Source organism: Streptomyces sp. NPDC048370, from assembly GCF_043200825.1.
Lineage (GTDB): Bacteria > Actinomycetota > Actinomycetes > Streptomycetales > Streptomycetaceae > Streptomyces.
The window spans coordinates 110,514-134,876 of record NZ_JBICYI010000021.1 but is presented as its reverse complement, the minus strand read 5'-3'; the positions used below and the strand labels follow the sequence as shown (position 1 = coordinate 134,876).

General features: G+C 72.1%; 26 protein-coding genes and 1 pseudogene. 8 read left to right on the top strand and 19 right to left on the bottom strand.

The window, feature by feature from the left end:
- Window positions 1-183: 183 nt before the first annotated feature.
- The 3 genes from guaB to ACGFYP_RS32875 all read right to left on the bottom strand — a co-directional run bounded on the left by guaB (window position 184) and on the right by ACGFYP_RS32875 (window position 3,314).
- The gene (guaB, locus tag ACGFYP_RS32885; RefSeq protein ID WP_361965377.1) at window positions 184-1,686 is read right to left on the bottom strand and encodes an IMP dehydrogenase; all 1,503 of its coding nucleotides are present in this window, start codon (window positions 1,684-1,686) and stop codon (window positions 184-186) included.
- A 139-nt stretch (window positions 1,687-1,825) separates the two neighbouring features.
- Window positions 1,826-2,401: a sigma-70 family RNA polymerase sigma factor gene (locus ACGFYP_RS32880; protein ID WP_137993884.1), complete on the bottom strand. Its 576-nt coding sequence runs from the start codon at window positions 2,399-2,401 to the stop codon at window positions 1,826-1,828.
- Window positions 2,402-2,702: 301 nt separating this feature from the next.
- Complete coding sequence (locus ACGFYP_RS32875; RefSeq protein WP_003948568.1) at window positions 2,703-3,314, bottom strand: response regulator transcription factor; 612 nt, start codon at window positions 3,312-3,314, stop codon at window positions 2,703-2,705.
- A 451-nt stretch (window positions 3,315-3,765) separates the two neighbouring features.
- On the opposite strand from ACGFYP_RS32875, the gene ACGFYP_RS32870 reads away from it, so the two are divergent.
- Window positions 3,766-4,143, top strand: coding sequence for a WhiB family transcriptional regulator (locus tag ACGFYP_RS32870; protein WP_393501437.1), 378 nt, complete (start codon window positions 3,766-3,768; stop codon window positions 4,141-4,143).
- Window positions 4,144-4,266: 123 nt separating this feature from the next.
- Here the strand turns inward: ACGFYP_RS32870 and ACGFYP_RS32865 are convergent, their stop codons facing one another.
- Entirely contained in the window at window positions 4,267-5,160 is an 894-nt protein-coding gene (locus tag ACGFYP_RS32865) for a LysR family transcriptional regulator (RefSeq protein ID WP_393501434.1), read from the bottom strand.
- 79 nt (window positions 5,161-5,239) lie between these two features.
- Between ACGFYP_RS32865 and ACGFYP_RS32860 the strand changes: the two genes are divergently transcribed.
- On the top strand, window positions 5,240-5,917 hold the full coding sequence (locus ACGFYP_RS32860) for an MOSC domain-containing protein (protein ID WP_393501431.1): 678 nt from the start codon (window positions 5,240-5,242) through the stop codon (window positions 5,915-5,917).
- A gap of 39 nt (window positions 5,918-5,956) precedes the next feature.
- Window positions 5,957-6,730 (top strand): SDR family NAD(P)-dependent oxidoreductase, encoded by a 774-nt coding sequence (locus ACGFYP_RS32855; protein ID WP_393501428.1) that lies wholly within the window; start codon window positions 5,957-5,959, stop codon window positions 6,728-6,730.
- A gap of 15 nt (window positions 6,731-6,745) precedes the next feature.
- Here the strand turns inward: ACGFYP_RS32855 and ACGFYP_RS32850 are convergent, their stop codons facing one another.
- Window positions 6,746-8,584, bottom strand: a complete 1,839-nt coding sequence (locus ACGFYP_RS32850; RefSeq protein ID WP_393501425.1) for a DUF2264 domain-containing protein — start codon at window positions 8,582-8,584, stop codon at window positions 6,746-6,748.
- A gap of 195 nt (window positions 8,585-8,779) precedes the next feature.
- On the opposite strand from ACGFYP_RS32850, the gene ACGFYP_RS32845 reads away from it, so the two are divergent.
- A complete protein-coding gene (locus ACGFYP_RS32845; protein ID WP_393501422.1) occupies window positions 8,780-9,910 on the top strand; it encodes a LacI family DNA-binding transcriptional regulator in 1,131 nt (376 codons plus the stop codon).
- Window positions 9,911-9,964: 54 nt separating this feature from the next.
- Here the strand turns inward: ACGFYP_RS32845 and ACGFYP_RS32840 are convergent, their stop codons facing one another.
- Window positions 9,965-10,231 (bottom strand): hypothetical protein, encoded by a 267-nt coding sequence (locus tag ACGFYP_RS32840; RefSeq protein ID WP_393501419.1) that lies wholly within the window; start codon window positions 10,229-10,231, stop codon window positions 9,965-9,967.
- Window positions 10,232-10,425: 194 nt separating this feature from the next.
- On the opposite strand from ACGFYP_RS32840, the gene ACGFYP_RS32835 reads away from it, so the two are divergent.
- Window positions 10,426-11,124 (top strand): ester cyclase, encoded by a 699-nt coding sequence (locus ACGFYP_RS32835; protein WP_361965393.1) that lies wholly within the window; start codon window positions 10,426-10,428, stop codon window positions 11,122-11,124.
- A 141-nt stretch (window positions 11,125-11,265) separates the two neighbouring features.
- Here ACGFYP_RS32835 and groL read toward each other — a convergent pair whose 3' ends face one another.
- The 4 genes and pseudogenes from groL to ACGFYP_RS32815 form a co-directional block, all read right to left on the bottom strand.
- A complete protein-coding gene (gene groL, locus ACGFYP_RS32830; RefSeq protein WP_361965396.1) occupies window positions 11,266-12,894 on the bottom strand; it encodes a chaperonin GroEL in 1,629 nt (542 codons plus the stop codon).
- A gap of 119 nt (window positions 12,895-13,013) precedes the next feature.
- Entirely contained in the window at window positions 13,014-13,322 is a 309-nt protein-coding gene (groES, locus tag ACGFYP_RS32825) for a co-chaperone GroES (protein ID WP_024756677.1), read from the bottom strand.
- A 425-nt stretch (window positions 13,323-13,747) separates the two neighbouring features.
- A pseudogene (locus ACGFYP_RS32820) lies at window positions 13,748-13,870 on the bottom strand (polysaccharide deacetylase family protein); the annotation flags it as partial.
- Entirely contained in the window at window positions 13,867-14,817 is a 951-nt protein-coding gene (locus ACGFYP_RS32815; RefSeq protein WP_393501413.1) for a polysaccharide deacetylase family protein, read from the bottom strand. The pseudogene ACGFYP_RS32820 and the gene ACGFYP_RS32815, both read right to left, overlap by 4 nt.
- Window positions 14,818-14,927: 110 nt before the next feature.
- Here ACGFYP_RS32815 and ACGFYP_RS32810 point away from each other — a divergent pair, with 110 nt between their 5' ends.
- Window positions 14,928-16,121: an SAM-dependent methyltransferase gene (locus tag ACGFYP_RS32810; protein ID WP_393501410.1), complete on the top strand. Its 1,194-nt coding sequence runs from the start codon at window positions 14,928-14,930 to the stop codon at window positions 16,119-16,121.
- On the top strand, window positions 16,114-17,682 hold the full coding sequence (locus ACGFYP_RS32805; protein ID WP_393501407.1) for a PQQ-binding-like beta-propeller repeat protein: 1,569 nt from the start codon (window positions 16,114-16,116) through the stop codon (window positions 17,680-17,682). Before ACGFYP_RS32810 ends, ACGFYP_RS32805 begins: the two co-directional genes overlap by 8 nt.
- Here ACGFYP_RS32805 and ACGFYP_RS32800 read toward each other — a convergent pair.
- The 7 genes from ACGFYP_RS32800 to tsaB all read right to left on the bottom strand — a co-directional run bounded on the left by ACGFYP_RS32800 (window position 17,676) and on the right by tsaB (window position 22,858).
- Window positions 17,676-18,923, bottom strand: a complete 1,248-nt coding sequence (locus tag ACGFYP_RS32800) for an RNA polymerase sigma factor (RefSeq protein ID WP_393501405.1) — start codon at window positions 18,921-18,923, stop codon at window positions 17,676-17,678. The genes ACGFYP_RS32805 and ACGFYP_RS32800 overlap by 7 nt on opposite strands.
- A gap of 33 nt (window positions 18,924-18,956) precedes the next feature.
- The gene (locus ACGFYP_RS32795; RefSeq protein WP_393501402.1) at window positions 18,957-19,313 is read right to left on the bottom strand and encodes a YciI family protein; all 357 of its coding nucleotides are present in this window, start codon (window positions 19,311-19,313) and stop codon (window positions 18,957-18,959) included.
- Between the two features lie 96 nt (window positions 19,314-19,409).
- Window positions 19,410-20,267: a polysaccharide deacetylase family protein gene (locus ACGFYP_RS32790; RefSeq protein WP_393501399.1), complete on the bottom strand. Its 858-nt coding sequence runs from the start codon at window positions 20,265-20,267 to the stop codon at window positions 19,410-19,412.
- Window positions 20,268-20,303: 36 nt separating this feature from the next.
- Window positions 20,304-20,558: a hypothetical protein gene (locus ACGFYP_RS32785; RefSeq protein WP_361965413.1), complete on the bottom strand. Its 255-nt coding sequence runs from the start codon at window positions 20,556-20,558 to the stop codon at window positions 20,304-20,306.
- Window positions 20,555-21,676 carry a tRNA (adenosine(37)-N6)-threonylcarbamoyltransferase complex transferase subunit TsaD gene (gene tsaD / locus ACGFYP_RS32780; RefSeq protein ID WP_393501394.1) on the bottom strand — a complete coding sequence of 374 codons (1,122 nt, stop codon included), beginning with the start codon at window positions 21,674-21,676 and terminating at the stop codon, window positions 20,555-20,557. The genes ACGFYP_RS32785 and tsaD overlap by 4 nt, the downstream gene beginning before the upstream one ends.
- A complete protein-coding gene (gene rimI, locus ACGFYP_RS32775) occupies window positions 21,666-22,151 on the bottom strand; it encodes a ribosomal protein S18-alanine N-acetyltransferase (RefSeq protein WP_393501456.1) in 486 nt (161 codons plus the stop codon). Before rimI ends, tsaD begins: the two co-directional genes overlap by 11 nt.
- 53 nt (window positions 22,152-22,204) lie before the next feature.
- Complete coding sequence (gene tsaB, locus ACGFYP_RS32770; RefSeq protein WP_393501391.1) at window positions 22,205-22,858, bottom strand: tRNA (adenosine(37)-N6)-threonylcarbamoyltransferase complex dimerization subunit type 1 TsaB; 654 nt, start codon at window positions 22,856-22,858, stop codon at window positions 22,205-22,207.
- Window positions 22,859-22,963: 105 nt separating this feature from the next.
- On the opposite strand from tsaB, the gene ACGFYP_RS32765 reads away from it, so the two are divergent.
- Window positions 22,964-23,527 (top strand): hypothetical protein, encoded by a 564-nt coding sequence (locus ACGFYP_RS32765; RefSeq protein ID WP_393501388.1) that lies wholly within the window; start codon window positions 22,964-22,966, stop codon window positions 23,525-23,527.
- Window positions 23,528-23,566: 39 nt separating this feature from the next.
- On the opposite strand, the gene ACGFYP_RS32760 is transcribed toward ACGFYP_RS32765, so the two are convergent.
- The gene (locus ACGFYP_RS32760) at window positions 23,567-23,752 is read right to left on the bottom strand and encodes a hypothetical protein (protein ID WP_393501385.1); all 186 of its coding nucleotides are present in this window, start codon (window positions 23,750-23,752) and stop codon (window positions 23,567-23,569) included.
- Between the two features lie 110 nt (window positions 23,753-23,862).
- Window positions 23,863-24,354 carry a tRNA (adenosine(37)-N6)-threonylcarbamoyltransferase complex ATPase subunit type 1 TsaE gene (gene tsaE, locus ACGFYP_RS32755; RefSeq protein ID WP_361965424.1) on the bottom strand — a complete coding sequence of 164 codons (492 nt, stop codon included), beginning with the start codon at window positions 24,352-24,354 and terminating at the stop codon, window positions 23,863-23,865.
- Window positions 24,355-24,363 lie beyond the last annotated feature (9 nt).

The window sequence follows — 24,363 nt, the reverse complement described above, 5'->3', positions numbered from 1 at the left end:
CCCCCCCCCCCCCCCCCCCCCCCCCCCCCCCCCCCCCCCCCCCCCCCCCCCCCCCCCCCCCCCCCCCCCCCCCCCCCCCCCCCCCCCCCCCCCCCACCCCCCCCCCCCCCCCCCCCCCCCCCCCCCCCCCCCCCCCCCCCCCCCCCCCCCCCCCCCCCCCCCCCCCCCCCGCGTCGCGCTGCGTTACTTCCTGCTGTAGTTCGGTGCCTCGACCGTCATCTGGATGTCGTGCGGGTGGCTCTCCTTGAGGCCCGCCGAGGTGATCCGGACGAAGCGGCCCTTGGACTCCATCTCGTCGATGGTGGCGGCACCCACATAGCCCATGGTCTGGCGGAGACCGCCGACGAGCTGGTGCAGCACGTTGGCCAGCGGGCCGCGGTAGGGCACCTGGCCCTCGATGCCCTCGGGCACGAGCTTGTCGTCGGAGGCGACCTCGGCCTGGAAGTACCGGTCCTTCGAGTACGACCGGCCCTGGCCGCGGGACTGCATGGCGCCGAGCGAGCCCATGCCGCGGTACGACTTGAACTGCTTGCCGTTGATGAACTGGAGCTCGCCGGGCGACTCCTCACAGCCCGCGAGCAGGCTGCCCAGCATCACCGTGCTGGCACCGGCGGCCAGCGCCTTGCCGATGTCGCCCGAGTACTGCAGGCCGCCGTCGCCGATGACCGGGACCCCGGCCGCACGGGCCGCGAGGGCCGCCTCGTAGATGGCGGTGACCTGCGGAACACCGATGCCGGCGACCACACGCGTGGTGCAGATCGAGCCGGGCCCGACGCCGACCTTGACGCCGTCGACACCGGCGTCGATCAGGGCCTGGGCGCCGTCACGCGTCGCCACGTTGCCGCCGATCACGTCCACGTTCACGCTGGACTTGATCTTCGCCATCCAGCTCAGGGCGTTGCTGTTGTGGCCGTGGGAGGTGTCCACGACCAGGAAGTCCACACCGGCGGCGGCCAGCCCCTGGGCGCGCTCCAGGGCCTCCGGGCTCGCGCCCACCGCGGCACCGACGATCAGCCGGCCCTCGGCGTCCTTGGCCGCGTTCGGGTACTGCTCGGCCTTCACGAAGTCCTTGACGGTGATGAGCCCCTTGAGCACACCGGCGTCGTCGACGAGAGGCAGCTTCTCGATCTTGTGGCGACGCAGCAGCTCCATGGCGTCCACACCGCTGATGCCGACCTTGCCGGTCACGAGCGGCATCGGCGTCATGACCTCGCGGACCTGACGGCTGCGGTCGGACTCGAAGGCCATGTCGCGGTTGGTGACGATGCCGAGCAGCTTGCCCGCGCCGTCGGTGACCGGGACACCGCTGATCCGGAACTTGGCGCAGAGCGCGTCGGCCTCGGCGAGCGTGGCGTCCGGGTTCACGGTGATCGGGTCGGTGACCATGCCGGACTCGGAGCGCTTCACGAGGTCGACCTGGTTGACCTGGTCCTCGATGGACAGGTTGCGGTGCAGCACGCCGACGCCGCCCTGCCGCGCCATCGAGATGGCCATGCGGGACTCGGTGACCTTGTCCATCGCGGCGGAGAGCAGGGGGATGTTCACCCGGACGTTGCGCGAGATGCGGGACGAGGTGTCGACCGCGTTCGGCAGCACTTCGGACGCGCCGGGCAGCAGCAGCACGTCGTCGTAGGTCAGCCCGAGTGTCGCGAATTTCTCGGGCACTCCGTCGACGTTGGCAGTCATGACACCTTCCCCAATGGCCTTGATCGGTGCGGATGTCCATGCTAACGGGCCTCGACGGTGTCTCATTCCACGATCAAGATCAGAGAGCAGCTTTGGACGTTCGTACGTGTACGTGAGGGCTACCGGCCGCCGTCGACCCTTACTGCTCGGCCAGTGCACGCAGACGGCTGAGCGCGCGGTGCTGCGCGACCCGTACCGCCCCCGGGGACATGCCGAGCATCTGGCCGGTCTCCTCGGCCGTGAGCCCCACCGCCACTCGCAGCACCAGCAGCTCCCGCTGGTTCTCCGGGAGGTTGGCGAGGAGCTTCTTGGCCCATTCGGCATCGTCGCTGAGCAGCGCGCGCTCCTCGGGGCCCAGGGAGTCGTCGGGCCGCTCGGGCATCTCGTCGGAGGGCACGGCCGTCGAACCCGGGTGCCGCATCGCGGCGCGCTGGAGGTCGGCGACCTTGTGTCCGGCGATGGCGAAGACGAAGGCCTCGAAGGGCCTGCCCGTGTCCTTGTAGCGCGGCAGCGCCATCAGGACGGCGACGCAGACTTCCTGCGCGAGGTCCTCGACGAAGTGGCGAGCATCACCGGGCAGCCGGTTCAGTCGCGTACGGCAATAGCGCAGGGCGAGAGGGTGCACGCGCGCCAGAAGGTCGTGCGTGGCCTGTTCGTCGCCCTCGACGGCACGGTGAACGAGTGCACCGATCACCGTGGTCTCGTCGTCGCGCATCGCTCCATGGTGCCTTGACGCCTCGGAATCCGTGGCACCGCGTCCGTAGTTGTGCACCGAAGCGTTATGAGCAGGTGCGCCGGAACTCATCCCCTGCGCCCTCCCCTTCCGCTCGATCGACTCGTCCCCGAGGAACTCCACACCTCAAGGATGCGGCATCCCGCGCGGAAGTGACACAAGCCGGCGCATCGGAGGCCCGGGCCGCCGCCGTGGCGGGGCCCCGGACTGCCGCCCCGTCCGCGCACGGCGGACGGGGAAACGGCCGGTCGCGCCTGCCCCGGCCCGATCCGAACGAACGGCCCTAGCGGACCAGGCCCCACCGGAAACCGAGGGCGACGGCGTGCGCCCGGTCCGACGCGCCGAGCTTCTTGAACAGCCGCCGCGCGTGCGTCTTGACCGTGTCCTCGGAGAGGAAGAGCTCGCGCCCGATCTCCGCGTTGGACCGGCCGTGGCTCATGCCTTCGAGCACCTGGATCTCACGCGCGGTGAGCGTCGGCGCCGCACCCATCTCGGCCGACCGCAGCCGACGCGGGGCGAGCCGCCAGGTCGGGTCGGCGAGGGCCTGGGTGACCGTCGCCCGCAGCTCGGCGCGCGAGGCGTCCTTGTGCAGGTACCCGCGGGCACCGGCGGCGACCGCGAGCGCGACACCGTCCAGGTCCTCGGCGACGGTCAGCATGATGATGCGGGCGCCGGGGTCCGCGGAGAGCAGCCGGCGGACGGTCTCCACGCCGCCCAGACCGGGCATGCGTACGTCCATCAGAATCAGGTCCGAGCGGTCCGCGCCCCAGCGGCGGAGGACTTCCTCGCCGTTGGCCGCGGTGGTCACGCGCTCGACGCCGGGCACGGTCGCGACCGCGCGGCGAAGAGCCTCTCGGGCAAGCGGGGAGTCGTCGCAGACGAGGACGGATGTCATGGCCGCCCTCCGCAGCTGATGCGCGTCACCTAGAGCCTCCAGGGCTGGTACGTATCGTCACCTGTGCGGTTGACGCTCTCGGACACCTGCCCGAGCGCTTGTTCCTTCAACCGCCTCCGCACTCTCAACGACGGTCACTCGAAAGAGTTACGGGTCGGACGGCCGCCTTCGGCACTCTACGTGAGGGAGCGAACGCGGAGGAGAGCGACACAGGTCATCCGCCCTTCATTGGAAGCTATGCCCCATTTAGCGGGTTTTCTTCCCTTTTTGTGGTGTCTGTGGCTAGATTCGCAATGAGTCATATTTACATCTACTTAGACAGTAGTTGTACGGTCGGATCGAACCCGCGAGAGCGGGTACGCGAGACCCACGGGGGGTGAAGGGCCCCCGGTTCATCAGCCATCCACCCGCCCACCTATCCGTTCGACACGGTTTCAAGGGGACAAGCGCAATGGCAGATTTCTCCCGCCTTCCCGGACCCAACGCCGATCTTTGGGACTGGCAGCTGCTCGCGGCCTGCCGCGGAGTCGACAGTTCCCTGTTCTTCCACCCCGAGGGAGAGCGCGGCGCGGCACGGAGTGCGCGTGAGAACTCGGCGAAAGAGGTCTGCATGCGGTGCCCGGTACGCGCGGAGTGCGCGGCACACGCACTCGCCGTACGCGAGCCCTACGGCGTATGGGGCGGCCTCACCGAGGACGAACGCGAAGAGCTCATGGGACGAGCCCGCAATCGCCTGATCACGGCTTCGGCCACAGCTTCGGCCACGACACCCAGGGCCGCGCCGGCATCGGCGTCGGCATCGGGTCCGGCGGGCCTGGGGCATGTCTGAACCCGAGGACGCAAAGGCCTGAAGGAACGTTTCTGCTCGGGCGGTGACGCCCGGGGACGGTCCGCGCCGCACGCGGCCCGGGGGTGTGCGGCGCGGCGGGCCCGGTGCGCGCACCCGTGAACGCTACGCGCGCGTGGCCGCCCGGGTCAGCTCGTCCAGGGTCGCCGCGACCGCAGGGACCTGGGCCAGGTCCGGCAGGGTGAGGGCGACGATCTCCCGCTCCACGGCCGGCTCGACGACCACGGTCCGCGCCCCCTTGGGCCGTACGGACTCGATGGCGAGCTCGGGCAGGACCGCGACCCCGAGGCCGGCGCCGACGAGCCCGACCACGGCCGGGTAGTCGTCGGTGGCGAAGTCGATGCGCGGGGTGAAGCCCGCCTCCTCGCACACGTCCACCAACTGGCGCCTGCAGCGCGGGCAGCCCGCGATCCAGGACTCCTCGGCCAGTTCGGCGATGCCGACGGACTCCGCGTCGGCGAGGCGGTGCCCGTCGGGGACCAGGCCCACGAGACGGTCGGCGAGCAGCGGCCGGACGATCAGGTCGTCCCACTCCGCCTGCCCCGCCCCGTAACGGAACGCCAGGGCCACGTCGCAGTCGCCCTCGCGGAGCATCTCGATCGAGCGCGGCGGCTCGGCCTCCACCAGCGAGACCCGTGTGCCGGGGTGGGCCGCGCGCAGGGCGGCGAGGGCGGTGGGGACCAGCGTCGAGCTTCCGCTGGGGAAGGAGACCAGCCGGACGCGACCGGCGCGGAGCCCCGCGATCGCGGCGACCTCCTCCTCGGCGGCGGTGAGCCCCGCGAGGATGCCGGAGGCGTGCCGGACTAGGGCCTCGCCCGCCTGCGTGAGGCGCATCTCGCGGCCGGTCCTGATCAGCAGGGGCGTACCGGCGGAGGTCTCGAGCGCCTTCATCTGCTGGCTCACCGCGGGCTGGGTGCAGCCCAGTTCGCGCGCGGCGGCGGAGAAGGAGCCGGTCGCGGCGACGGCGCGCAGGACACGGAGATGGCGGGCCTCGATCATAGATCGAGCATAAGCGAAGCTTGGGCATCGAGGCGAATACCTCTTGGCGACTTTGAGACGCGGGGCCTAGGGTGCCGTTATGAAGCTTCTGAGTGTGAATGTCGGACGCGCCAGGGCCGTGGACTACACGGAGTCCCCGTCGGGTCTCACGGGCATCGACAAGCGTCCGGTCGACGGGCCCGTACGGGTCGCGCCGCCCGGCCCGCGCGGGGTCGGGACGAGCGGGCTCGCCGGGGACACGGTGTGCGACCTGCGCTTCCACGGCGGGGACGACCGCGCCGTGAGCGCCTTCGCCCGTGAGGACATGGACCTCTGGGAGCGCGAGCTCGGCCGGCCGCTCGCCAACGGCGCCTTCGGCGAGAACCTCACCACGCTCGGGCTCGATGTGAACGGGGCCCTGATCGGCGAGCGTTGGCGGGTCGGCCGGGAGGTGGTCCTCGAGGTGACCGGTGGCCGCATCCCCTGCCGTACGTTCGCGGGCTTCGTGCGGGAGAAGGGGTGGGTCCGGCGCTTCACCGCCTCGACGGCGGGGCCCGGCGCGCTGCTGCGGGTGATCGAGCCCGGAGAGTTCACGGTCGGCGACCCGGTGGAGGTCGTCCACCGCCCCGCGCACGACATCACGGTCTCGCTGCTGCACCGGGCCGCGACCACGGAGCGCGCGCTGCTGCCGAGCACGCTCGTGGCGGCCGAGTGGATGGAGTCGGGGCTGCTCGAAACCGCCCGCACGTACGTGGAGAAGTACGGCAGCGGCTCCTGACCTCCGGTGCCGTCGCGCGGGGCACTAACGTTGCCGCGTATGACGACTGCACTGATTACGGGCGCGACGGCGGGGATCGGGGCCGCCTTCGCGCGGAAACTGGCGGCGGACGGACACGATGTCGTGCTCGTGGCCCGCGATGTGACGCGGCTGCGGGAGCAGGCGACCGAGCTGCACGACCGGCACGGCATCGAGGCCGAGGTCCTGGCGGCGGACCTGTCCGACGAGAAGGGGATCGCGGCCGTGGAGGCCCGGCTCTCGGACCCGAAGCAGCCGGTGGACCTGCTGGTGAACAACGCCGGGTTCGGGAACAAGGGCCGGTTCCTCGAAGTCTCCATGGCCGACGAGTTGAAGATGCTGACCGTGCACTGCGAGGCGGTGCTCCGGCTGACGTCGGCGGCCGCGGAGTCCATGCGCGCCCGCGGCAGGGGCGGGGTCGTCAACGTGGCCTCGGTGGCGGCCTTCGTCCCGCGCGGCACGTACGGGGCGTCGAAGGCCTGGGTCGTGCAGTTCACCCAGGGCGCGGCGCGGGACCTGGCGGGCAGCGGGGTACGGCTCATGGCGCTGTGCCCGGGCTTCGTACGCACGGAGTTCCACGAGCGGGCCGGGATGGGGACGGACAACATCCCGGGCTGGATGTGGCTCGACGCGGACAAGTTGGTGGGCGAGGCGCTGAACGACCTCGCGCGCGGCAAGACGCTGTCCATCCCCGACCCCCGCTACAAGGCGCTGATGGGCGTGGTGAAGCTGGCGCCCCGCGGCCTGCTCGGTGGGGTCTCCTCCAAGGCGGGCCGCAAGTACGGACCGAAGTAGCCGGCCTGCGGAGGCTCACAGGTCTCTCGACAGGTCCGCCAAGGCGAGGGCGGCGAGGTCGAGTTCGGTCGTGGTGCCGTTCTGCCAGGTCACGTGGAGGGTGCGAGCGGTGACCCGGACGGTCGCGAGGGTGGGGACGGGCGGCGGGTTCGGTTCGGCGGTGAGGGAGGCCAGGGCCACGAAGAGGGAGTCGGGGCCGACGGTGGTGGCGTGCAGGGCCGCCGTGCGGGTGGCCGGGCCGCCCTGGAGCGTGGCGCCGGTGGTGAGTTCGACGGTCTCGGAGGCCGGCGGGTAGCCGTGCACGGCGTGGAGCTGGGCGGTCGGGCCGTCCTGCGTGGTCGTCCAGCCCGTCTGGCGTACGGGAGTTCCGGCGGTGGCGCCGAGGACGAGGTGGGCGCGGACCTCGGCGCGGCCGTGGGCGAGGGTCGCCGAGAGGACCCGGATCCCCGGGAGCGGGGTGTGGAGGGACGCGGCCCAGTCGGGTCCGGTGCCCAGGGGCGTCGCGGGGCCGCGGCGGGTCACCCGGCCGTCGACGACCAGGGCGAAGTGGTTGTCGGCGGAGTCGGGCGCGGCCGTCGGTCCCGTACGCGTGGAGTACGCGAAGCGGGCGTAGCCGGAGTCGTCCTCGCCCGCGGGGGCGCTCGCCACGTGGTTGCTGCCGTGGTTGTGGAGACGTACGAGTCCGTCGGCGGCCGTGGTCTGCAGGAGCAGCGCGGCCGGGGCGACGGGGCGCACGGTGTCGGCGCGTTCGGCGGGGAGGGGTTCCTCGGGGGCGGTCCAGGCCGGGTGGTCGGCGGGCAGGAGGAGGCCGAGGAAGCCCTTGGCCGTCCAGTAGGGGGAGGCGGGTCCCGAGTACTCCTGGACGAGCGGCGCGTACGGGCCGTGCCAGCCGAGCGTGAGCAGGCCGCGCTCGTCGCACGCGCCCCGGTCGAGGAAGTACCGCAGCGTGCCGGAGGCGAGGCGGCGGGTGGCGCCGGGGGTGAGCGGGGTGTGGCCGGTGAGCGCGCCGAGCCAGGGGGCGGCGGCCGCCGCGAAGCGGTAGATGAGGGAACGCCCGTACGGGAGTGGGGCGCCGTTCGCGTCGAAGAGGTGGGCGTGGTCGGCGAGATGGGCGCGCAGCCGGGGGCCGTAGCGGGCGAGGAGGTCCGGGTCGCCGGAGAGGTGGGCGTGCAGGACGGGATAGAAGTGCAGGGCCCAGCCGTTGTAGTGGTCGAAGGCGCGGTTGTCGCCGTCGCTGTACCAGCCGTCGCCGAGGTACCACTTCTCGATCCGGTCGAGGGAGCGGTCGATCGTGACGGCCGCGCGGTCGGTCTCGATGCCGGCGTCCTGGAGGAAGCCGGCGACGGTGAGACCGAAGAGCCACCAGTTGTTGTCGACCGGTGAGGGTTCGAGGGCGGGCAGCAGCCAGTCGACGGTCCGTTGCCGGGTGCGGTCGTCCAGGGTGTCCCAGAGCCAGGGGCGGGTCAGCCGCAACGCGAGGGCGACGGAGGCGGATTCGACCACGGCCTGCCGTACGTCGGTGAGGAGCGGCCACGCGTCGGGGCCTTCGCCGCCCGCGGCCTCCGTGCCGGCGGCGAGTCCCTCGGCGTAGCGGGGCAGGTGACCGTGCGGGTCCGCGCCCCGGGCGCCCGCGACGCGGAGGGCGGCGAGCAGGAACGTACGGGCATGCCCTTCGAGCCCGTCCGAGCGGGCGCCGGACCAGCTGGGGCGGGGCCCGGGGAGGTCGAAGCGGCCGTGGCGGGGCGAGGCGTAGGGCCGTACGGCGAGGACGAGTCGATCGGCGGCGTCTTCCCAGTGGGCGCGGGTCCAGCCGGTGAACGGACTGAGCTCACGGTTCTCGGGCGGCGTGGGCATGATGCTCCCTGAGGCGGACGTCGTCGTCGCCCGGAATCATGAACAGCCCTTCGATCGAACGTCAATGAGATCGGAGCGAATGATCGAAACCCGTTCCGTTCGATCATTCTGGCGTAGGCTCCGATTCCGGCCGCTCCGCCGTCCGACCCCCGCCGTCCGACCCCTGCCGACCGCCCCACCGCGAGGAGACGCACCGTGCGCCAGAGTGCCGCCGAACGACACGACCGACTCCTGGCCCTGGTGCGCGAGCACGGCACCGCCCGCGTCGCCGACCTGGCCGACCGGCTCGGCGTCTCCCCGGTGACCGCCCGCCGTGACGTCGAGGCGCTGGCCGCCAAGGGGCTGCTCGACCGGGTGCACGGCCAGGTGTCCTGGCCGGAGCGCCGCGCGGCCCCGGAGAGCGCCCGCCGCTCCGGAGAGGGCCTGGTCCTCGGGCTGCTCGCGCCCTCCGCCACGTACTACTTCGCCGAGGTCATCCGGGGCGCGCACGAGGCGGCGGCGCGGGCGGGGGCCCGGCTGATCCTGCGGATCTCGGACTACCGGCCCGAGGAGGACCGCGCGCGCACCGAGAGCCTGCTCGCGGCCGGCGCCGAGGGGGTGCTCGTCGCGCCCGGCTGGCGGGGCCCCGAGGACCGGACCGCGTACGGCGACTGGCTGGCCGAACTCCCCGTGCCCGCCGTACTCCTGGAGCGCAGGGCCGACCCCGGCAGCCCGCTCGACGCGCTGGACCGGGTGGTCTCCGACCACGGCCACGGCGTCCTGCTCGCCGTGCGCCACCTGCTCGGCCTCGGCCACGGCACCCCGCTCCTGGTGGCGCGCGGCGACAGCCCGACCGCGCTCGCGGTGCGCGCCGGGTACGCGGAGGCGCTGGCCACGCTGGGCCTGACGGCCCCGGGGCCGGTGATCGACTCCGTACCGGCGGACCAGGATCCCGCGGGGTTCGAGCGCGCGGTACGGGCCCTGCACGAGGCGGTCGGTTCGGGGCGGACGAGCGCGGCCCTGGTCCACAACGACGTGGACGCGATCGAGATCGTGCAGCGCCTGGCGGAGCTGGGCGTGAAGGTGCCGGAGGACCTGGCCCTGATCGCGTACGACGACGAGGTCGCCGCGCTCGCCGACACCCCGCTCACGGCGGTCGCCCCGCCCAAGCGCCAGGTGGGGCGGTACGCCACGGAGTTGCTGGTCGAGCGGCTGACCGAGGACCCGACGGAGGACACCGCCCGGCGCCACCTGAGCCTGCTGCCGCGCCTGCGCGTGCGGTCCTCGTGCGGGACTCCGGGCGGGGCTTCCGGCGCTTCACCCGGGACACCCGGCGGCGCCGCCTGACGTCGCGGTCCTGGACATGACCGACCCGGGCCGTTCGCGGATCCGGTCCGGTTGTCAGACCCCACGCGGTCGGCGCAGGGCCTCGACGACGACGGGGACGGCACGGGGTTCGAGGCGCAGGGCAGCGGGCAACGCCTCGCGCAGGTCCTCGACCTGCAGGACGCGAGCGTCGAGGCCCGGCAGCAGGCTCGCGATCGAGTGGGCGTCCGGGCCCGTCGTGACGCCCCGGTACGTGGGGCCGGATTCCGCGGTGCAGAAGGCCGCCAGTGCGGCCAACTCCGTTTCCCGGTCCACCAGTTCCGCCGGGGCGATCCGGCGCACCTGCTCCCCGTACGCCCGATCGGACCGGCGGCGCCGTCACGACCCGGTCGTGGTCGCCGGTGACGACTGTCCCGACGTCGCCCCCGACCGCCACCGACCGCTGCCCCGGGCCTGCTGCATGGCGCCCATGTTGCCAGGGCCCTGGACGGCCCCGGACCTAGACTGGAGGTGTCCCACCCGGTCCGGGAGGCACCATGACTTTCGTACAGATAATCGATTGCAGGACCAGTCGGTTCGACGATCTGAACCGGCTGATGGACAAGTGGGTCGAACAGACCAAGGGCAAGCGGACCGCCACCCACAGCGTCATCGGCAAGGACCGCTCCGACTCGGACCATCTCGTGGAGATCGTCGAGTTCCCCTCCTACGAGGTGGCGATGACCAACTCGCAGCTCCCCGAGACTGATCGCATCTTCAAGGAGATGGTCGCGCTCTGTGACGAGATGCCGACGTTCACCGACCTGGACATCGTGCGAGACGTCCAGATGTACAAGGCGAACTCCCGCCGGTTCTTCGAGCTCGCCACCTCCAAGGGCGAGCTTCCGCCGCTCGACGAGGTCTTCGCGGAGGGTTACCACGACCACGATCCGGCCAACGAGCAGGACGTCATCGGCATGGACGCGGTCCGCCGCGAGGTGGAGATGTGGCGGGGAGGGTTCGACTTCGAATTCACCGTGAACGACCAGATCGCCGAGGGCGACCGGGTGTGTACGCGGTGGACGTGGGTGGGGACGCACACCGGCGACTTCATGGGGCTGCAGCCCACCGGCATGAAGGTCTCCATGACCGGCACGACCATCCACCAGTTCCGGCAGGACGGCAAGATCACGGAAGGGTGGTGGCAGTACGACCGGCTCGGGCTGATGGGGCAGCTCGGCGCGGTGGAGGCGTAGCGCGCTGGAGGCGTGGACGGCCGGAGCGCGGTGGAGGCGTGGACGGCCGGAGAAACGCCGAGGTCCGGTGCCCCTCCCGGGACACCGGACCTCAGTGATCAGCTACGAGCGATCGGCTTTGAGCGATCGGCCACGCGAGCGTCAGTGCGAGTGACCGTGGCCGTGGCCGTGGCCACCGTCCGCCGGCTCCTCTTCCTTCTTCTCCACCACGAGGGTCTCGGTGGTGAGGAGGAGGGAGGCGATCGAGGCGGCGTTCTCCAGCGCGGAGCGCGTCACCTTCACCGGGTCGATGACGCCGGCCTTGACCAGGTCGCCGTACTCGCCGGTGGCGGCGTTGAAGCCCTGGCCCTTGTCGAGCTCGGCGACCTTCGAGGTGATGACGTAGCCCTCGAGGCCGGCGTTCTCGGCGATCCAGCGCAGCGGCTCGACGGCGGCGCGGCGGACGACCGCGACACCCGTGGCCTCGTCGCCGGTCTTGCCGAGGTTGCCCTCGAGGACCTTGACGGCGTGGACCAGAGCGGAGCCACCACCGGAGACGATGCCCTCCTCGACCGCGGCGCGGGTCGCGGAGATGGCGTCCTCCAGACGGTGCTTCTTCTCCTTCAGCTCCACCTCGGTGGCGGCGCCGACCTTGATCACGCACACGCCGCCGGCCAGCTTCGCGAGGCGCTCCTGGAGCTTCTCGCGGTCCCAGTCGGAGTCGGTGGACTCGATCTCGGCCTTGATCTGGTTGACGCGACCCGCGACGTCCTCGGAGTTGCCGCCACCGTCGACGATGGTGGTGTCGTCCTTGGTGATCGTCACGCGGCGGGCGGTGCCCAGCACGTCCAGACCGGCCTGGTCGAGCTTGAGGCCGACCTCCTCGGCGATGACGGTGGCACCGGTGAGGGTGGCCATGTCGCCGAGCATCGCCTTGCGGCGGTCGCCGAAGCCCGGGGCCTTGACGGCCACGGCGTTGAAGGTGCCACGGATCTTGTTGACGACCAGGGTCGACAGGGCCTCGCCCTCGACGTCCTCGGCGATGATCAGCAGCGGCTTGGAGGAGCCGGCCTGGATGACCTTCTCGAGGAGCGGCAGCAGGTCCTGGATCGAGGAGATCTTGCCCTGGTTGATCAGGATGTACGGGTCGTCGAGGACGGCCTCCATACGCTCCTGGTCGGTCACCATGTACGGGGACAGGTAGCCCTTGTCGAAGGCCATGCCCTCGGTGAAGTCGAGCTCCAGGCCGAAGGTGTTGGACTCCTCGACGGTGATGACACCGTCCTTGCCGACCTTGTCCATCGCCTCGGCGATGAGCTCGCCGACCTGCTGGTCCTGCGCGGAGAGCGCGGCCACGGCGGCGATGTCGGACTTGTCCTCGATCGGACGGGCGGTCGCGAGCAGCTCGTCGGAGACGGCCTTGACCGCGGCGTCGATGCCCTTCTTCAGGGCGGCCGGGGAGGCACCGGCGGCGACGTTCTTCAGACCCTCGCGGACGAGCGCCTGGGCGAGCACGGTGGCGGTGGTGGTGCCGTCACCCGCGATGTCGTTGGTCTTGGTCGCCACCTCCTTCACCAGCTGGGCACCGAGGTTCTCGTACGGGTCCTCGATCTCGACCTCGCGGGCGATCGTGACACCGTCGTTGGTGATGGTGGGGGCGCCGAACTTCTTGTCGATGACGACGTTGCGGCCCTTGGGGCCGATCGTCACCTTCACCGTGTCGGCAAGCTTGTTGACGCCGCGCTCAAGGGCGCGACGGGCGTCCTCGTCGAACTTCAGGATCTTCGCCATGGGAGCGATTCAGCCCTCTCGGAATTCGTGGTGAAACTGGTGAAACGAACTGCGCCCCGGACGCCCGGTGCGGGGTCAGGGGCGCAGCTCAAAGCATCTGCTTCAGGTACTTCGGTGAACTACTTCTCGATGATCGCGAGCACGTCGCGAGCCGAGAGGACGAGGAACTCCTCGCCGTTGTACTTCACCTCGGTGCCGCCGTACTTGCTGTACAGCACGACATCGCCGACCTGAACGTCGAGCGGAAGACGCTCGCCGTTCTCGAAGCGACCCGGGCCCACGGCGAGGACGGCGCCCTCCTGGGGCTTCTCCTTCGCGGTGTCCGGGATGACCAGGCCAGAGGCGGTGGTCTGCTCGGCGTCGAGCGGCTGGACCACGATGCGGTCCTCGAGCGGCTTGATGGCAACCTTGGAGCTGGTGGTCGTCACGATCCGACCTCCCCCTTCGGAGATCTCACGGGGCTAACTGTCTGAGGTGGCGACCAGGTGGATCCGTCGTCGCGGGTGCCGGACCTGCCCGTCGCTGTGTTGGCACTCTCCAGTGGGGAGTGCCAGACCCGAGACTATGACTGCGATTAGCACTCGGTCAAGCGGAGTGCCAATTCAGTGCCGCGTGGCGATTCGGTCCCGGTACGGGCAACGGCGCGACGGAGCCGATCGTTCCGTACGGGTGGGGCCCCGCCGCCGCCCTCGGAGACGCCCCGCCGTCCCCAGGGCCGCCGTCCCCGGGGCCGCCGCCCTCAGGGACGCCCCGCCGTTCCCGCGGTCGCCCTGCCGTCGTCAAGCCGAGCGAGCCCGTGGAACACCCGGACCGCCGTCCTCGAGAGCGCCCCGTCCCCCGCCCCCGCCTCCCCCACCTGCCGCGCCGCCTTCCGTCCGAGACGCTCGATCGGATCGACGGACGAGGCGCACCCCGTCACGCCCATGAGCGCGCCGGCCAGCACGAGACCGGCCGCCAGCCGGCGCGCGCGTCTCACACGTAGTCCTCGAGCTTCGCGACCGCGTACCCCTTGGCCGTGATCGTCTTCATCACCCGGCGGATCATGTCCGGCATCGAGCCCTTCCAGTCCTCCTTGCCCCGGAAGTGCGTGAGCACGATGTCGCCGGGGTGCAGGTCCCGGTCCCACTCGCGCCACTCCATCCGGTCGGGGAACGCCTCCGAGGCCCACAGCGGAACGGCCTTCACCCCGCACGTCTTCGCCGCGCGCAGCGTGTCCTCGTTGTAGTTCCCGTACGGCGGCCGGAAGAGCGGGGGCCGCTTCCCGTACCGCTTCTCGATGGTGTCCTGCATCCCGCAGATCTCGCGCTTCTGCGCGCCGTACGAGAGCCCGGGCATGTAGCGGTGGTTGAGGGTGTGGTTGTGCAGGGAGACGCCGGCGGCCTGCATCTTCTTGAAGTAGCCGTAGTCCTCCTTGACGAGGTAGTCGCTGAGGAAGGCGCTGTACGGGATCCTCAGATCGCTCATCATCCGGATCAGCTCCGGGTCCTTCTCCGCGCCGTCGTCGATCGTCAGGAAGACGATCTTCTCCTTGGTCGGCACGGTGGTGAAGACCGGCGGCAGCCCCTCGCCGTCCGTCTCGAAGCCCTTGCGGGTGGTGATCTTCGGCTTCACGGCGGGTGGGGCGGGAGCCTCGAGGGGAGGCCGATCCAGGCCCCACTTCTTGGCGGCGGCGGCCCGGGCGACGCGCCGCTCACGGACCTTCTCCACGTACGCGTCGAGGGCGGCGGCCGCGCCCCCCGCCTGCTGCTGACCGGCGGCGGGGCGCGCGGGGCCCTTGTGCCCGGCTCCGGGACCGCCGCCGGGGCCGCCACCGGCGCCCTCCCCGTCACCGGACGGGCCCGCGCAGGCGGATCCGAGCGCGGCGACGACCAGTGCGGCGCCCACCGAGCGGCGGATACGCGCCGCCGCCCTCTTCGAGCGCATTTGTTCCTTTTGTCTGACTAGCTGCATGGCGTCGCATCCTGTCAGCGGCTCGCGCCGCACGGCCGTCGACACCGCCGCCCGGGCGTCCACCGTCCCCCGGCTGGCCCACAATGGGACGGGTGACCGACCTCGCCGCCTTCACCGCCCTGCTCACCCCCGAGGGTCAGACGCTGCTCGCCGCCCTGCGCGACTACGACCCCGCCCAGGAACTGGCCGTCGCCTCCCGGCTGCGCCGCGAGCACCCCGCGGAGCTGGTCTCGGCGGCCCTCGGACAGGCCCGGCTGCGGCAGCGCGCGGTGGCGAAGTTCGGCGCCGAGGACGCGTACCGGATGTACTTCACCCCCAACGGCGTCGAGCAGTCGACCCGGGCGACGGTCGGGACGTACCGCGCGGAGCGGTTCCGTGAGCTCGGGGTGCGTTCCGTGGCCGACCTCTGCGGCGGGATCGGCGGGGACGCCCTCGCGTTCGCCCGGGCCGGGATCGCGGTCCTGGCCGTGGACCGCGACCCGCTGACGGCGGAGGTCGCCCGCGCCAACGCCGAGGCGCTCGGTCTGACCGGGCTGATCGAGGTGCGGTGCGCGGACGTGACCGAGATCGCCACCAGCCCGTACGACGCCGTCTTCGTGGACCCTGCACGGCGCGGTGGGAGGGGCCGCATCTTCGACCCGGAGGCGTACTCGCCGCCGCTCTCGTGGGCGGTCGAGGCGGCCCGCAAGGCCCCGCACGCTGCGCTGAAGATCGCGCCGGGCATCCCGCACGAGGCGGTGCCGGCGGAGGCGGAGGCGGAGTGGATCTCGGACGGCGGGGACGTGAAGGAGGCCGTCCTCTGGTTCGGCACCTCCCCCGGCGCGCGCCGCGCCACCCTCCTGCCCTCCGGCGCGAGCCTGACCGGCCGCGGCCTGCCCGACCCGGACGTCCGCCCGGTCGGCCGCTTCCTCTACGAGCCGGACGGCGCGGTCATCCGCGCGCATCTGGTCGCCGAGGTCGCGGAGGAGCTGTCGGGGGGCCTGATCGACGAGACGATCGCGTACGTCACGGCGGACGCCCTCACCCCGACCCCGTTCGCCACGGCGTACGAGATCACCGACGAACTCCCCTTCAACCTCAAGAAGTTGAAGGCCCTGCTGCGCGAGCGCGAGGTCGGCACGCTGACGGTGAAGAAGCGCGGCTCGGCAGTCGAACCGGAGGAGATCCGCCGCCGGGTCAAGCCCAAGGGCCCGAACGCGGCCACGGTCTTCCTGACCCGCGTCGCGGGCGCCCCGACGATGCTGATCGGCCGACCGGCGGCGGCACACCATGGCTGAGCCGAACCAGGACCACGGGCCGAACATGGACCACGGACCGAACCGGGACCACGGACCGAACCGGGACCACGGGCCGAACCAGGACCACACGACCCCACGAGCCCCACTGACCCCGTTGCACGACGAGCCCTTCGCCGAGCTCCAGGGGGGCGCGTCCCAGGTGGTCGTCAGCGCCGATGGGCAGTGGATCGCGGTGAGTTCGGTGGTGTACGGCATGAGCCGGGTCGCCGTCCACCGCGCCGCCGACCTCTCCTGCGCGCACTTGATGACGTTCACGATGGACGCGGACTCGATCGCCTTCCACCCCACGCTCCCCCTCCTCGCCATCGGCCTCGACAACGGCGACGAGTACGACCGCGCCGGCTGCCTCACGCTCTTCGAACCGGGCACGGGCCACCGGGTCGACTTCGCCGACCCCAAGTGGGGCATCGATCCGATCCGTTGGCCGGACGCCCGCACCCTCGAACTCACCTTCTTCAGCGTGGACCCGGACGACGAGTACGTCCACTACACGTCCCGGGGCACGGTCGTACGGGACGACTGGCTCGGCCTGAGCCCCGACGCCCTCGACCTGACCGCCCTCGACCGGTGGCCGGTCGACCCGGACGACCCGGACACGTACCCCGACCTGCCCGGTCGGCCCGCGCGCCCGCTGCTCACGGAGATCGCCGAGCGGGCCGGCCGGAGTTACACCGGCCACGGCCGGGTCCGGGACATGGCCGGGCTGAGCGACGGCCGGGTGCTCGCCACCCGCCACTTCACGACGGTGGAGTGCTGGGCGCCCGACGGCTCGCTGCTCTGGCGCGTGCCCTCGCCGTCCACCGGCGGCGGCGCGCGCATCGAGGTCGCCGCCGACGAGCGGACGGTCCGGGTCGCCGTCTCCGGCCCCGACGCCCGGGCGCGGACCGACTTCCCGCTCGTCGCCACGGACGACGGCAGGGTCCTCGACCGCCCCTCGGTCCCGTTCTCGGCCGCGCTGTCGGCCCGTACGGACGGGGTCTGGGCGATCCGGGACACGTACAACCGCAGCATCGAGGTCGAGCCACCCACCCCGCCCAACACCCGGTTCTTCGCCGCCGACGGCACCCCGCTCGGCGGGGTCCAGGAGCCGAACCGGTACGACCTCGTCCCGCTCGACGTCCGGCGCTGCCCGGAGCTGCTGTACGGGCGGCGGCGCCGGGACGTGATCGCGCTCGATCCCCGTACCACCGGCGAGACGACGCTCTTCTCCGTCGACGCGCCGCTCGGCAGGGCGGTGTACACCACGGACGCCGCGGGGGCCGCGCTCCTGCACGGCACGCAGGAGCTGGTCCGCCGGGCCTTCCCGACCGGCGAGGTCGTCTGGACCCGGCCGCTGGACGCCGAGGTCCTCGCCCTCGACGCGTACGACGGTGTCCTCCACGCCCTGTGCGCCGACAACACCCTGGTCTCGGCCGACACGGCCACCGGAACCGTCCTCGGCCGCCGCGAACTGCCCCCGTACGGACCGCTGTCGCTGTGCGTGACCCCCGACGGCACGGTCCTGGTCGGCACGGCGGCCGGTCAGATCCTGCGCTACTGAGCGCCCGCCTCCCGGGCGCGCCCGAGCAGCAGTTCGCGCTCGCGTTCGTTGCGCGTCAGGGCGGCCGCCCGCTCGAACTCCGCGCGGGCCTCGGCCGGTCGGCCGAGCCGCTGCAGCAGGTCACCTCGGACGCTCGGCAGCAAGTGGTAGCCCGCCAGGGCCGGTTCCTCGGTCAGGGCGTCGACGAGAGGGAGGGCCGCCTCCGGGCCCTCGGCCATCGAGACGGCGACCGCGCGGTTCAACTCGACCACCGGGGACGGCGCGACGGCGCCGAGCCGCCCGTACAGCGCGGCGATCGTCCGCCAGTCCGTCTCCTCGTACGTGGTGGCCTTCGCGTGGCAGGCGGCGATGGCGGCCTGGAGGGCGTACGGACCGTACGTACCGCCCTCGCCCGCCCGGCCGAGCGCCTCGAAGCCGCGGAGGATGAGCCGCCTGTCCCAGCGGCTCCGGTTCTGGTCGGCGATCAGGACCGGCCGCCCGTCCGGGGCTGTCCTGGCCGCCGTCCGGGAGGCCTGGATCTCCAACAGGGCCGCCAGGCCGTGGACTTCACCCTCCTTCGGCATGAGCCCCGCGAGCACCCGGGCAAGCCGCAGCGCGTCCTCGCAGAGCGCGGGCCGCAGCAGGTCGTCGCCCGCGGTCGCCGCGTACCCCTCGTTGAAGATGAGGTAGATGACGTCAAGGACCGAGCCGAGCCGGGCCGCCCGCTCCTCCCCGTACGGCACCTCGAACTCCACGCCCTCCTTCGCCAGCGTCCGCTTCGCCCGGACGATCCGCTGCGCGACCGTCGCCTCCGGTACGAGGAAGGCGCGGGCGATCTCGTCCGTGCGAAGCCCGCCGACGAGCCGCAGCGTGAGCGCGGTCCGCGCCTCGGCGGAGAGCACCGGGTGGCAGGCGGTGAAGATCAGGCGCAGCAGGTCGTCGTCGATGTCACCGGGCCCGGACGGCTCGGGGTCGTACGAGGCCTCCGGGACCTCACGCCCGACCTCGGCCAGCTTGCGCGCGTACGTCTCACGGCGCCGTACGAGATCCACGGCGCGGTTCTTCGCGGTGGTCGTCAGCCACGCACCGGGCCGGTCGGGGACGCCGGTTTCCGGCCACTGCTCGAGGGCGGCGACGAAGGCGTCCTGGGCGATCTCCTCGGCGATGCCGACGTCACGGACGATCCGCGCGACGGCGGCGATGATCCGCGGCGACTCCATCCGGAAGACGGTCTCGACGGCGCCGGGGGCGGGTGCGGTCATGGATCAACCATGACACCACCCGCCCCGGCCGCGTCACATCTCTTCGATCTCGCGGACCTCGCAGGTCACCTTCCACTGCGGCGGGTGGATCTCCAGGAACCGCTTCGACCACTCCATGGCCTCCGCCAGGTCCCGGCACTGGGTGATCGAGTAGCCGCCGACGACCTCCTTGGTCTCGGTGAACGGGCCGTCGGTGTAGGAGATCTTCCCGCCCTCCCAGACGACCCGCTTGCCCTCCTCGGTCGGCTTGAGCCCGGCCGTCTCCAGCATCACGCCGGCCTTGGTGATCTCCTCGAAGAGCGCGCCCATGCGCTCGTCGAAGCCGGCGTCGGCCTCCTCCATCCGGAAGGCGCCCTCTTCGATGCGGATCATCGTCAGGTAGCGGGGCATGGTCGTTCTCCTTGCGTGGCGGGCGGGGCCGTTCCCCGCCTTTCACTCATACGTCGAACGGGCTCGGTCCGCATCGACACGAGGAGGAGAAGACTTTCAGACGTAGTCCTCCAGGCGGGCCACCGTGAAGCCCTGCTCCTGGATGTGGCGGAGCATGTTGGCCGTCATCCGGGTCATCGTCGTGCCCTTGAGCTCGGCCGGGCCCCGGAAGTGGGCCAGGATGATGTCGCCGGGGTGCAGCTTCTTGTCGCCGCGCTGGTACTGCATGTTCGTGATCTGCATCGACTCGCGCCACAGCACGATCGCGTCCACGCCGCACGAGCCCGCCGCCGCGCGGGTGTCCTCGTTCCAGTTGCCGTAGGGCGGGCGGAAGAGCCGTGGGGTCGTCCCGTACTCCTGCGCCAGCTTCGTCTGCTGGCCGCAGATCTCCTGGCGCTGGGCGGAGCGGCCGAGGGTGCGGAGGTTGGGGTGGGTGAGGGTGTGGTTGGCGACGCCGTTGCCGAGGGCCGCGAGCGGCTTGAAGTAGCCGTAGTCGGCGCGTACCGCGGAGTCGGTGAGGAACATCGTCACCGGGACCTTCAGGTCCGCCATCATCTGCACGAACTCGGGGTCCTTCTCGGCCCCGTCGTCGATCGTGATGAAGACGACCTTGTCCGTGGTGGGGATCTCGCTGATGACGGGGACGGGCCCGCCCGGCTTCCGTGTCACCGGCTTCGTCCTCGGCGGGGCGGGCGGGGCCGCGAAGGGCTTCAGGCCCCACTTCCGGTACGCGACGGAGGCCTCGGCGGCCCGGTCGGGGGCCTTGGCCTCGGCGGGGGCCGTCGTGGGCGAGGAGGGTCTCGTGGGAGCCGTCGCGGAGTCCGCACCCGCCGAGCCGCCGCATCCGGAGATGAGGAGAGCGGCGGCGGTCAGCGCCGCCCAGGTCGCGATCTTCTTGTCCACGCCGTGTGTCACGGTGTGGATGATGCGATAAAAGACCTACGGGTTGCCTCAGTCCACGGCCTCGAAACGCCAACGATGCACCGGACGGGTGATCAGATCGGCCGTCGGCTCCGGCAGCTCCGGCAGCTCGGCGTCGAACGTCTCCGTCTCCCACCAGGTCAGGACGAGCACCCGGTCCTGCGGGGCGCGGAAAGCCTCGCGCCGCAGCGGCTCGGACGCGAGCTCCTGCGCCCGCGCCCACTCCATGAGCTCGGGCCCCCGCCCCTGGACGGCCCGCGCCTCCCACATCAGGGCGACCCTCATGAGTAGAGGTTCTCCTTGCTGATCTCGTGCACGTGGTCGTGGGAGTGGGAGTGCCCGTGACCGTCGCCGTGGCTGCCCGGCACGTGCGGTTCCGTCACCGGCAGCGACGAGTCCGCCGAGAGCTCCCAGTCGGAGGCCGGCCGGTTGCGGGCGACCATCTCGGCGCCGAGCGCCGCCACCATCGCGCCGTTGTCCGTGCACAGCCCGGGCCGGGGCACGCGCAGCCGGATCCCGGCCCGCTCGCACCGCTCCTGGGCCAGCGCCCGCAGCCGCGAGTTGGCCGCGACACCGCCACCGATCATCAGGTGGTCGACGCCCTCGTCCTTGCAGGCCCGAACGGCCTTACGGGTGAGCACGTCGACGACGGCCTCCTGGAAGGACGCCGCCACGTCCCGTACCGGCACCTCCTCGCCCGCCGCGCGCCTGGCCTCGATCCAGCGGGCGACCGCCGTCTTCAGGCCGGAGAAGGAGAAGTCGTACGCGGGGTCCTTCGAGCCGGACAGGCCGCGCGGGAAGTTGATCGCCTTCGGGTCGCCCTCCCGGGCGAGCCGGTCGATGACCGGGCCGCCGGGGAAGCCGAGGTCGAGCACGCGGGCGATCTTGTCGAAGGCCTCGCCCGCCGCGTCGTCGATGGTCGCGCCCATCGGCCGGACGTCGGCGGTGATGTCCGGGGCGAGGAGCAGCGAGGAGTGTCCGCCGGAGACGAGGAGCGCCATCGTGGGCTCGGGCAGCGGGCCGTGCTCCAGCTGGTCGACGCAGATGTGCGAGGCCAGGTGGTTCACGCCGTACAGCGGCTTGCCGAGCGCGTACGCGTACGCCTTCGCCGCCGAGACGCCGACGAGCAGCGCTCCGGCGAGGCCGGGTCCCGCGGTCACGGCGATGCCGTCGAGGTCGCGGGCGGAGACCCCGGCGTCCTTCAGGGCGCGCTCGATGGTCGGGACCATCGCCTCCAGGTGGGCGCGGGAGGCGATCTCGGGCACGACGCCGCCGAAGCGGGCGTGGGTGTCGACGCTGGACGCGACGGCGTCGGCGAGCAGCGTCGTCCCCCGGACGATGCCGACCCCGGTCTCGTCGCAGGAGGTCTCGATGCCGAGTACGAGCGGTTCGTCAGCAGCCATCGGAATCAGTCTCAGTTTCAGTTTCGGTCTCGGTTGCTTGGACGGTCAGACGCATCACGAGCGCGTCGATGTTGCCCGGCTGGTAGTAGCCGCGCCGGAAGCCGATCGGCTCGAAGCCGAAGCGCTCGTACAGCTTCTGGGCCCGGGTGTTGTCCACCCGTACCTCCAGGAGCACCTCGTCGCACTCGAACGCGGTGGCGTGCTGGAGCAGGTCGGTGAGGAGCCGGGCGCCGAGCCCGGTGCCCCACTGCTCGCGGGCGACGGCGATCGTCTGGACGTCGCCGAGGCCGCCGGCGGCGGCCAGCCCGGCGTAGCCGACGATCTTCCCGCCGGCCTCCGCGACGACGTACCGGCGGGTGGCGCGCGGGCCCCGGGCGTGGGCCAGCTCGGACCAGAACATCCCCTCGGACCAGGCGTCCTCGGGGAACAGCTCGTGTTCGAGGACGAGCACGGGCGCGATGTCCCACCAGCGCATCTCGCGCAGCACGGCCTCGCCGGTCGCGGCGGCGGTCACGGGCGCCGAGGCGGTCACTTGGGCGTGACCACCTTGTAGTTCTTCGGCACCTGGGCGTCGGGGCGGCGCAGGTACATCGGCAGCGGGTCGAGGAACTCGGCGCCCGCCGCGAGCCGCTCCGCCGCCAGGGCCGCGAGCGCGCCCGCCGACTGGTGCTCGGGGTCACGGGCGTCCGGGAAGGCCTCGGGGTACAGACGGGCGCCCGCGCCGACGACGGGGAGCCCGGCGAGCTGCTCGGCGATCTCGGCGGGCCGGTCGACGGCCGCGTCGGTGACGCGCGTACGGGAGTTCTCGTACCGCGCCCAGTACACCTCCTTGCGGCGCGCGTCCGTCGCGACGACGAACGGCTCCTCGATCCCGGAGGCGTAGGCGAGCCCGTCCAGGGTGCACAGGCCGTGCACGGGCACCCCGAGGGCGGACGAGAAGGTGGCGGCGGTGACGAGCCCGACGCGCAGTCCTGTGTACGGCCCCGGCCCGACGCCGACGACGATGCCGGTGACCGCGTCGAGCTTCAGTCCGGCCTCGGCGAGGACCCGGTCGACGGCGGGCAGCAGCAGCTCCCCGTGGCGGCGGGCGTCGATCTGCCGCGCCTCGGCGACGACGGAGTCTCCGTCGTGGAGAGCGACGGTGACGGCGGGTGTGGCGGTATCCATGGCGAGCAAGAGCACGCAAACAGCCTACGGCTCCCGGCCGGTCCGCACGGCGCCCCGTCCCGGTCGCCGGTGACTGCTACCGTCACGATCGATACGTACGTACGAAAGGTGGGCAGCAGGGTGGCACGGAGCAGCTCGGGATTCGTGGCCGGGCTCACGGCGGCGGCGGTCGCCGTGGTCGCCTTCCTCGCCTACCAGGCCTCGGCGAACGCTCCGGCGGACGTCTCGGCCAAGCCGAAGGCCCCCAGCGCGGCGCCGTCGACGGCGCCGACCGGCGGCCCCAAGAAGCCCGTCAAGGACCCGCTCGCCGTGCCGACGAACTCGGGCACCGGCGCGCGCGTCGTGTACGGGCTCACCGAGCGCCGGGTGTGGCTGGTGGACACGAAGGGCCAGGCCACGCACACCTTCTCGGTCATGCCGAGCACGGTCCACCCGGCCCCGGGGGCGTACAAGGTGACCTCGCGCTCGGGCTCGGTCACCGGCTCGGACGGCGTGCAGATCGAGCACGTGGTGCGGTTCACGACCGAGCAGGACGTCGCGATCGGCTTCAGCGCGGCGGTCGACGGCACGCTGCCGACGCCGGACCCGTCGCGGAAGACGGGCGGCATCCGGATGAAGCGCGCGGACGGCGACGCGATGTGGACGTTCGCGTCGATCGGCGCGAAGGTCGTGGTCGTCCCCTAGGCATCGGGAACCGGGCGGCTTCCCCGTAACCCGTACGGGTTACGCCGCCTCGCGCTCCGTCCCTGGCTGCATCCCGGTCTCGGCCACGTCCGGTTCCGGCGCGGGTTCGGGCGTGCGCGGGGGTCTCGAGACCGCCTCGGCCGCGGCACAGGACGCCAGCAGATCGCTCATCGACGTGCCCATCCGCGGCCGCGCTTCCGCGTGCTCGCGCTCCGGCGTCGCCATGCATGCCTCCCGTAGGTTAGGTACACCTAACCAGCTCGTGCATCCATGTCACCACGGCGCGTGCGATCGACGCAACATCTTCCCGACACCTTGTCGGAACCTACGTACGTTCAGCTCAGCGCGAGGTTCTCGGTGGCCCAGCGCGCGCCGATCCCGCGGAGCACGACCGTGCGCCGGTCGTCGTCCGTGTCGCCGACGACCCGGTGGATCAGGACGTGCAGCCGGTCGTCCGTCAGGTCCTCGACCTTGCCGTCGCCCCACTCCACGACGACGACCGACTCGGGCAGCGAGACGTCCAGGTCGAGGTCCTCCATCTCGTCGAGGCCGCCGCCGAGGCGGTACGCGTCGACGTGGACCAGCGCCGGGCCGCCGACCAGGGACGGGTGGACGCGGGCGATGACGAAGGTCGGGGAGGTGACGGCACCGCGCACGCCGAGGCCCTCACCGAGGCCTCGGGTGAGCGTCGTCTTCCCGGCGCCGAGCTCGCCGGTGAGCATGACGAGGTCGCCGGGGCGGAGCAGCTTGGCCAGCCGGCGCCCGATCTCCTGCATCTCCTCGGGGGAGTCGATGTCAAGGGTGGCAGTGGAGTGCGCTTCATCCATACGGCCAAC

Coding starts and splice junctions, on each gene's coding strand:
- ACGFYP_RS32880 (WP_137993884.1), bottom strand. CDS start 2,401: ATGCGCGACGACGAGACCACGGTGATCGGTGCACTCGTTCACCGTGCC.
- ACGFYP_RS32835 (WP_361965393.1), top strand. CDS start 10,426: ATGACTTTCGTACAGATAATCGATTGCAGGACCAGTCGGTTCGACGAT.
- tsaE (WP_361965424.1), bottom strand. CDS start 24,354: ATGGATGAAGCGCACTCCACTGCCACCCTTGACATCGACTCCCCCGAG.
- ACGFYP_RS32860 (WP_393501431.1), top strand. CDS start 5,240: ATGAAGCTTCTGAGTGTGAATGTCGGACGCGCCAGGGCCGTGGACTAC.
- ACGFYP_RS32865 (WP_393501434.1), bottom strand. CDS start 5,160: ATGATCGAGGCCCGCCATCTCCGTGTCCTGCGCGCCGTCGCCGCGACC.
- ACGFYP_RS32805 (WP_393501407.1), top strand. CDS start 16,114: ATGGCTGAGCCGAACCAGGACCACGGGCCGAACATGGACCACGGACCG.
- ACGFYP_RS32760 (WP_393501385.1), bottom strand. CDS start 23,752: ATGGCGACGCCGGAGCGCGAGCACGCGGAAGCGCGGCCGCGGATGGGC.
- ACGFYP_RS32875 (WP_003948568.1), bottom strand. CDS start 3,314: ATGACATCCGTCCTCGTCTGCGACGACTCCCCGCTTGCCCGAGAGGCT.
- tsaD (WP_393501394.1), bottom strand. CDS start 21,676: ATGGCTGCTGACGAACCGCTCGTACTCGGCATCGAGACCTCCTGCGAC.
- ACGFYP_RS32800 (WP_393501405.1), bottom strand. CDS start 18,923: ATGACCGCACCCGCCCCCGGCGCCGTCGAGACCGTCTTCCGGATGGAG.
- groL (WP_361965396.1), bottom strand. CDS start 12,894: ATGGCGAAGATCCTGAAGTTCGACGAGGACGCCCGTCGCGCCCTTGAG.
- ACGFYP_RS32795 (WP_393501402.1), bottom strand. CDS start 19,313: ATGCCCCGCTACCTGACGATGATCCGCATCGAAGAGGGCGCCTTCCGG.
- ACGFYP_RS32815 (WP_393501413.1), bottom strand. CDS start 14,817: ATGCGCTCGAAGAGGGCGGCGGCGCGTATCCGCCGCTCGGTGGGCGCC.
- ACGFYP_RS32850 (WP_393501425.1), bottom strand. CDS start 8,584: ATGCCCACGCCGCCCGAGAACCGTGAGCTCAGTCCGTTCACCGGCTGG.
- rimI (WP_393501456.1), bottom strand. CDS start 22,151: ATGCGCTGGTGGGACATCGCGCCCGTGCTCGTCCTCGAACACGAGCTG.
- ACGFYP_RS32855 (WP_393501428.1), top strand. CDS start 5,957: ATGACGACTGCACTGATTACGGGCGCGACGGCGGGGATCGGGGCCGCC.
- guaB (WP_361965377.1), bottom strand. CDS start 1,686: ATGACTGCCAACGTCGACGGAGTGCCCGAGAAATTCGCGACACTCGGG.
- ACGFYP_RS32870 (WP_393501437.1), top strand. CDS start 3,766: ATGGCAGATTTCTCCCGCCTTCCCGGACCCAACGCCGATCTTTGGGAC.
- ACGFYP_RS32785 (WP_361965413.1), bottom strand. CDS start 20,558: ATGAGGGTCGCCCTGATGTGGGAGGCGCGGGCCGTCCAGGGGCGGGGG.
- ACGFYP_RS32810 (WP_393501410.1), top strand. CDS start 14,928: ATGGGACGGGTGACCGACCTCGCCGCCTTCACCGCCCTGCTCACCCCC.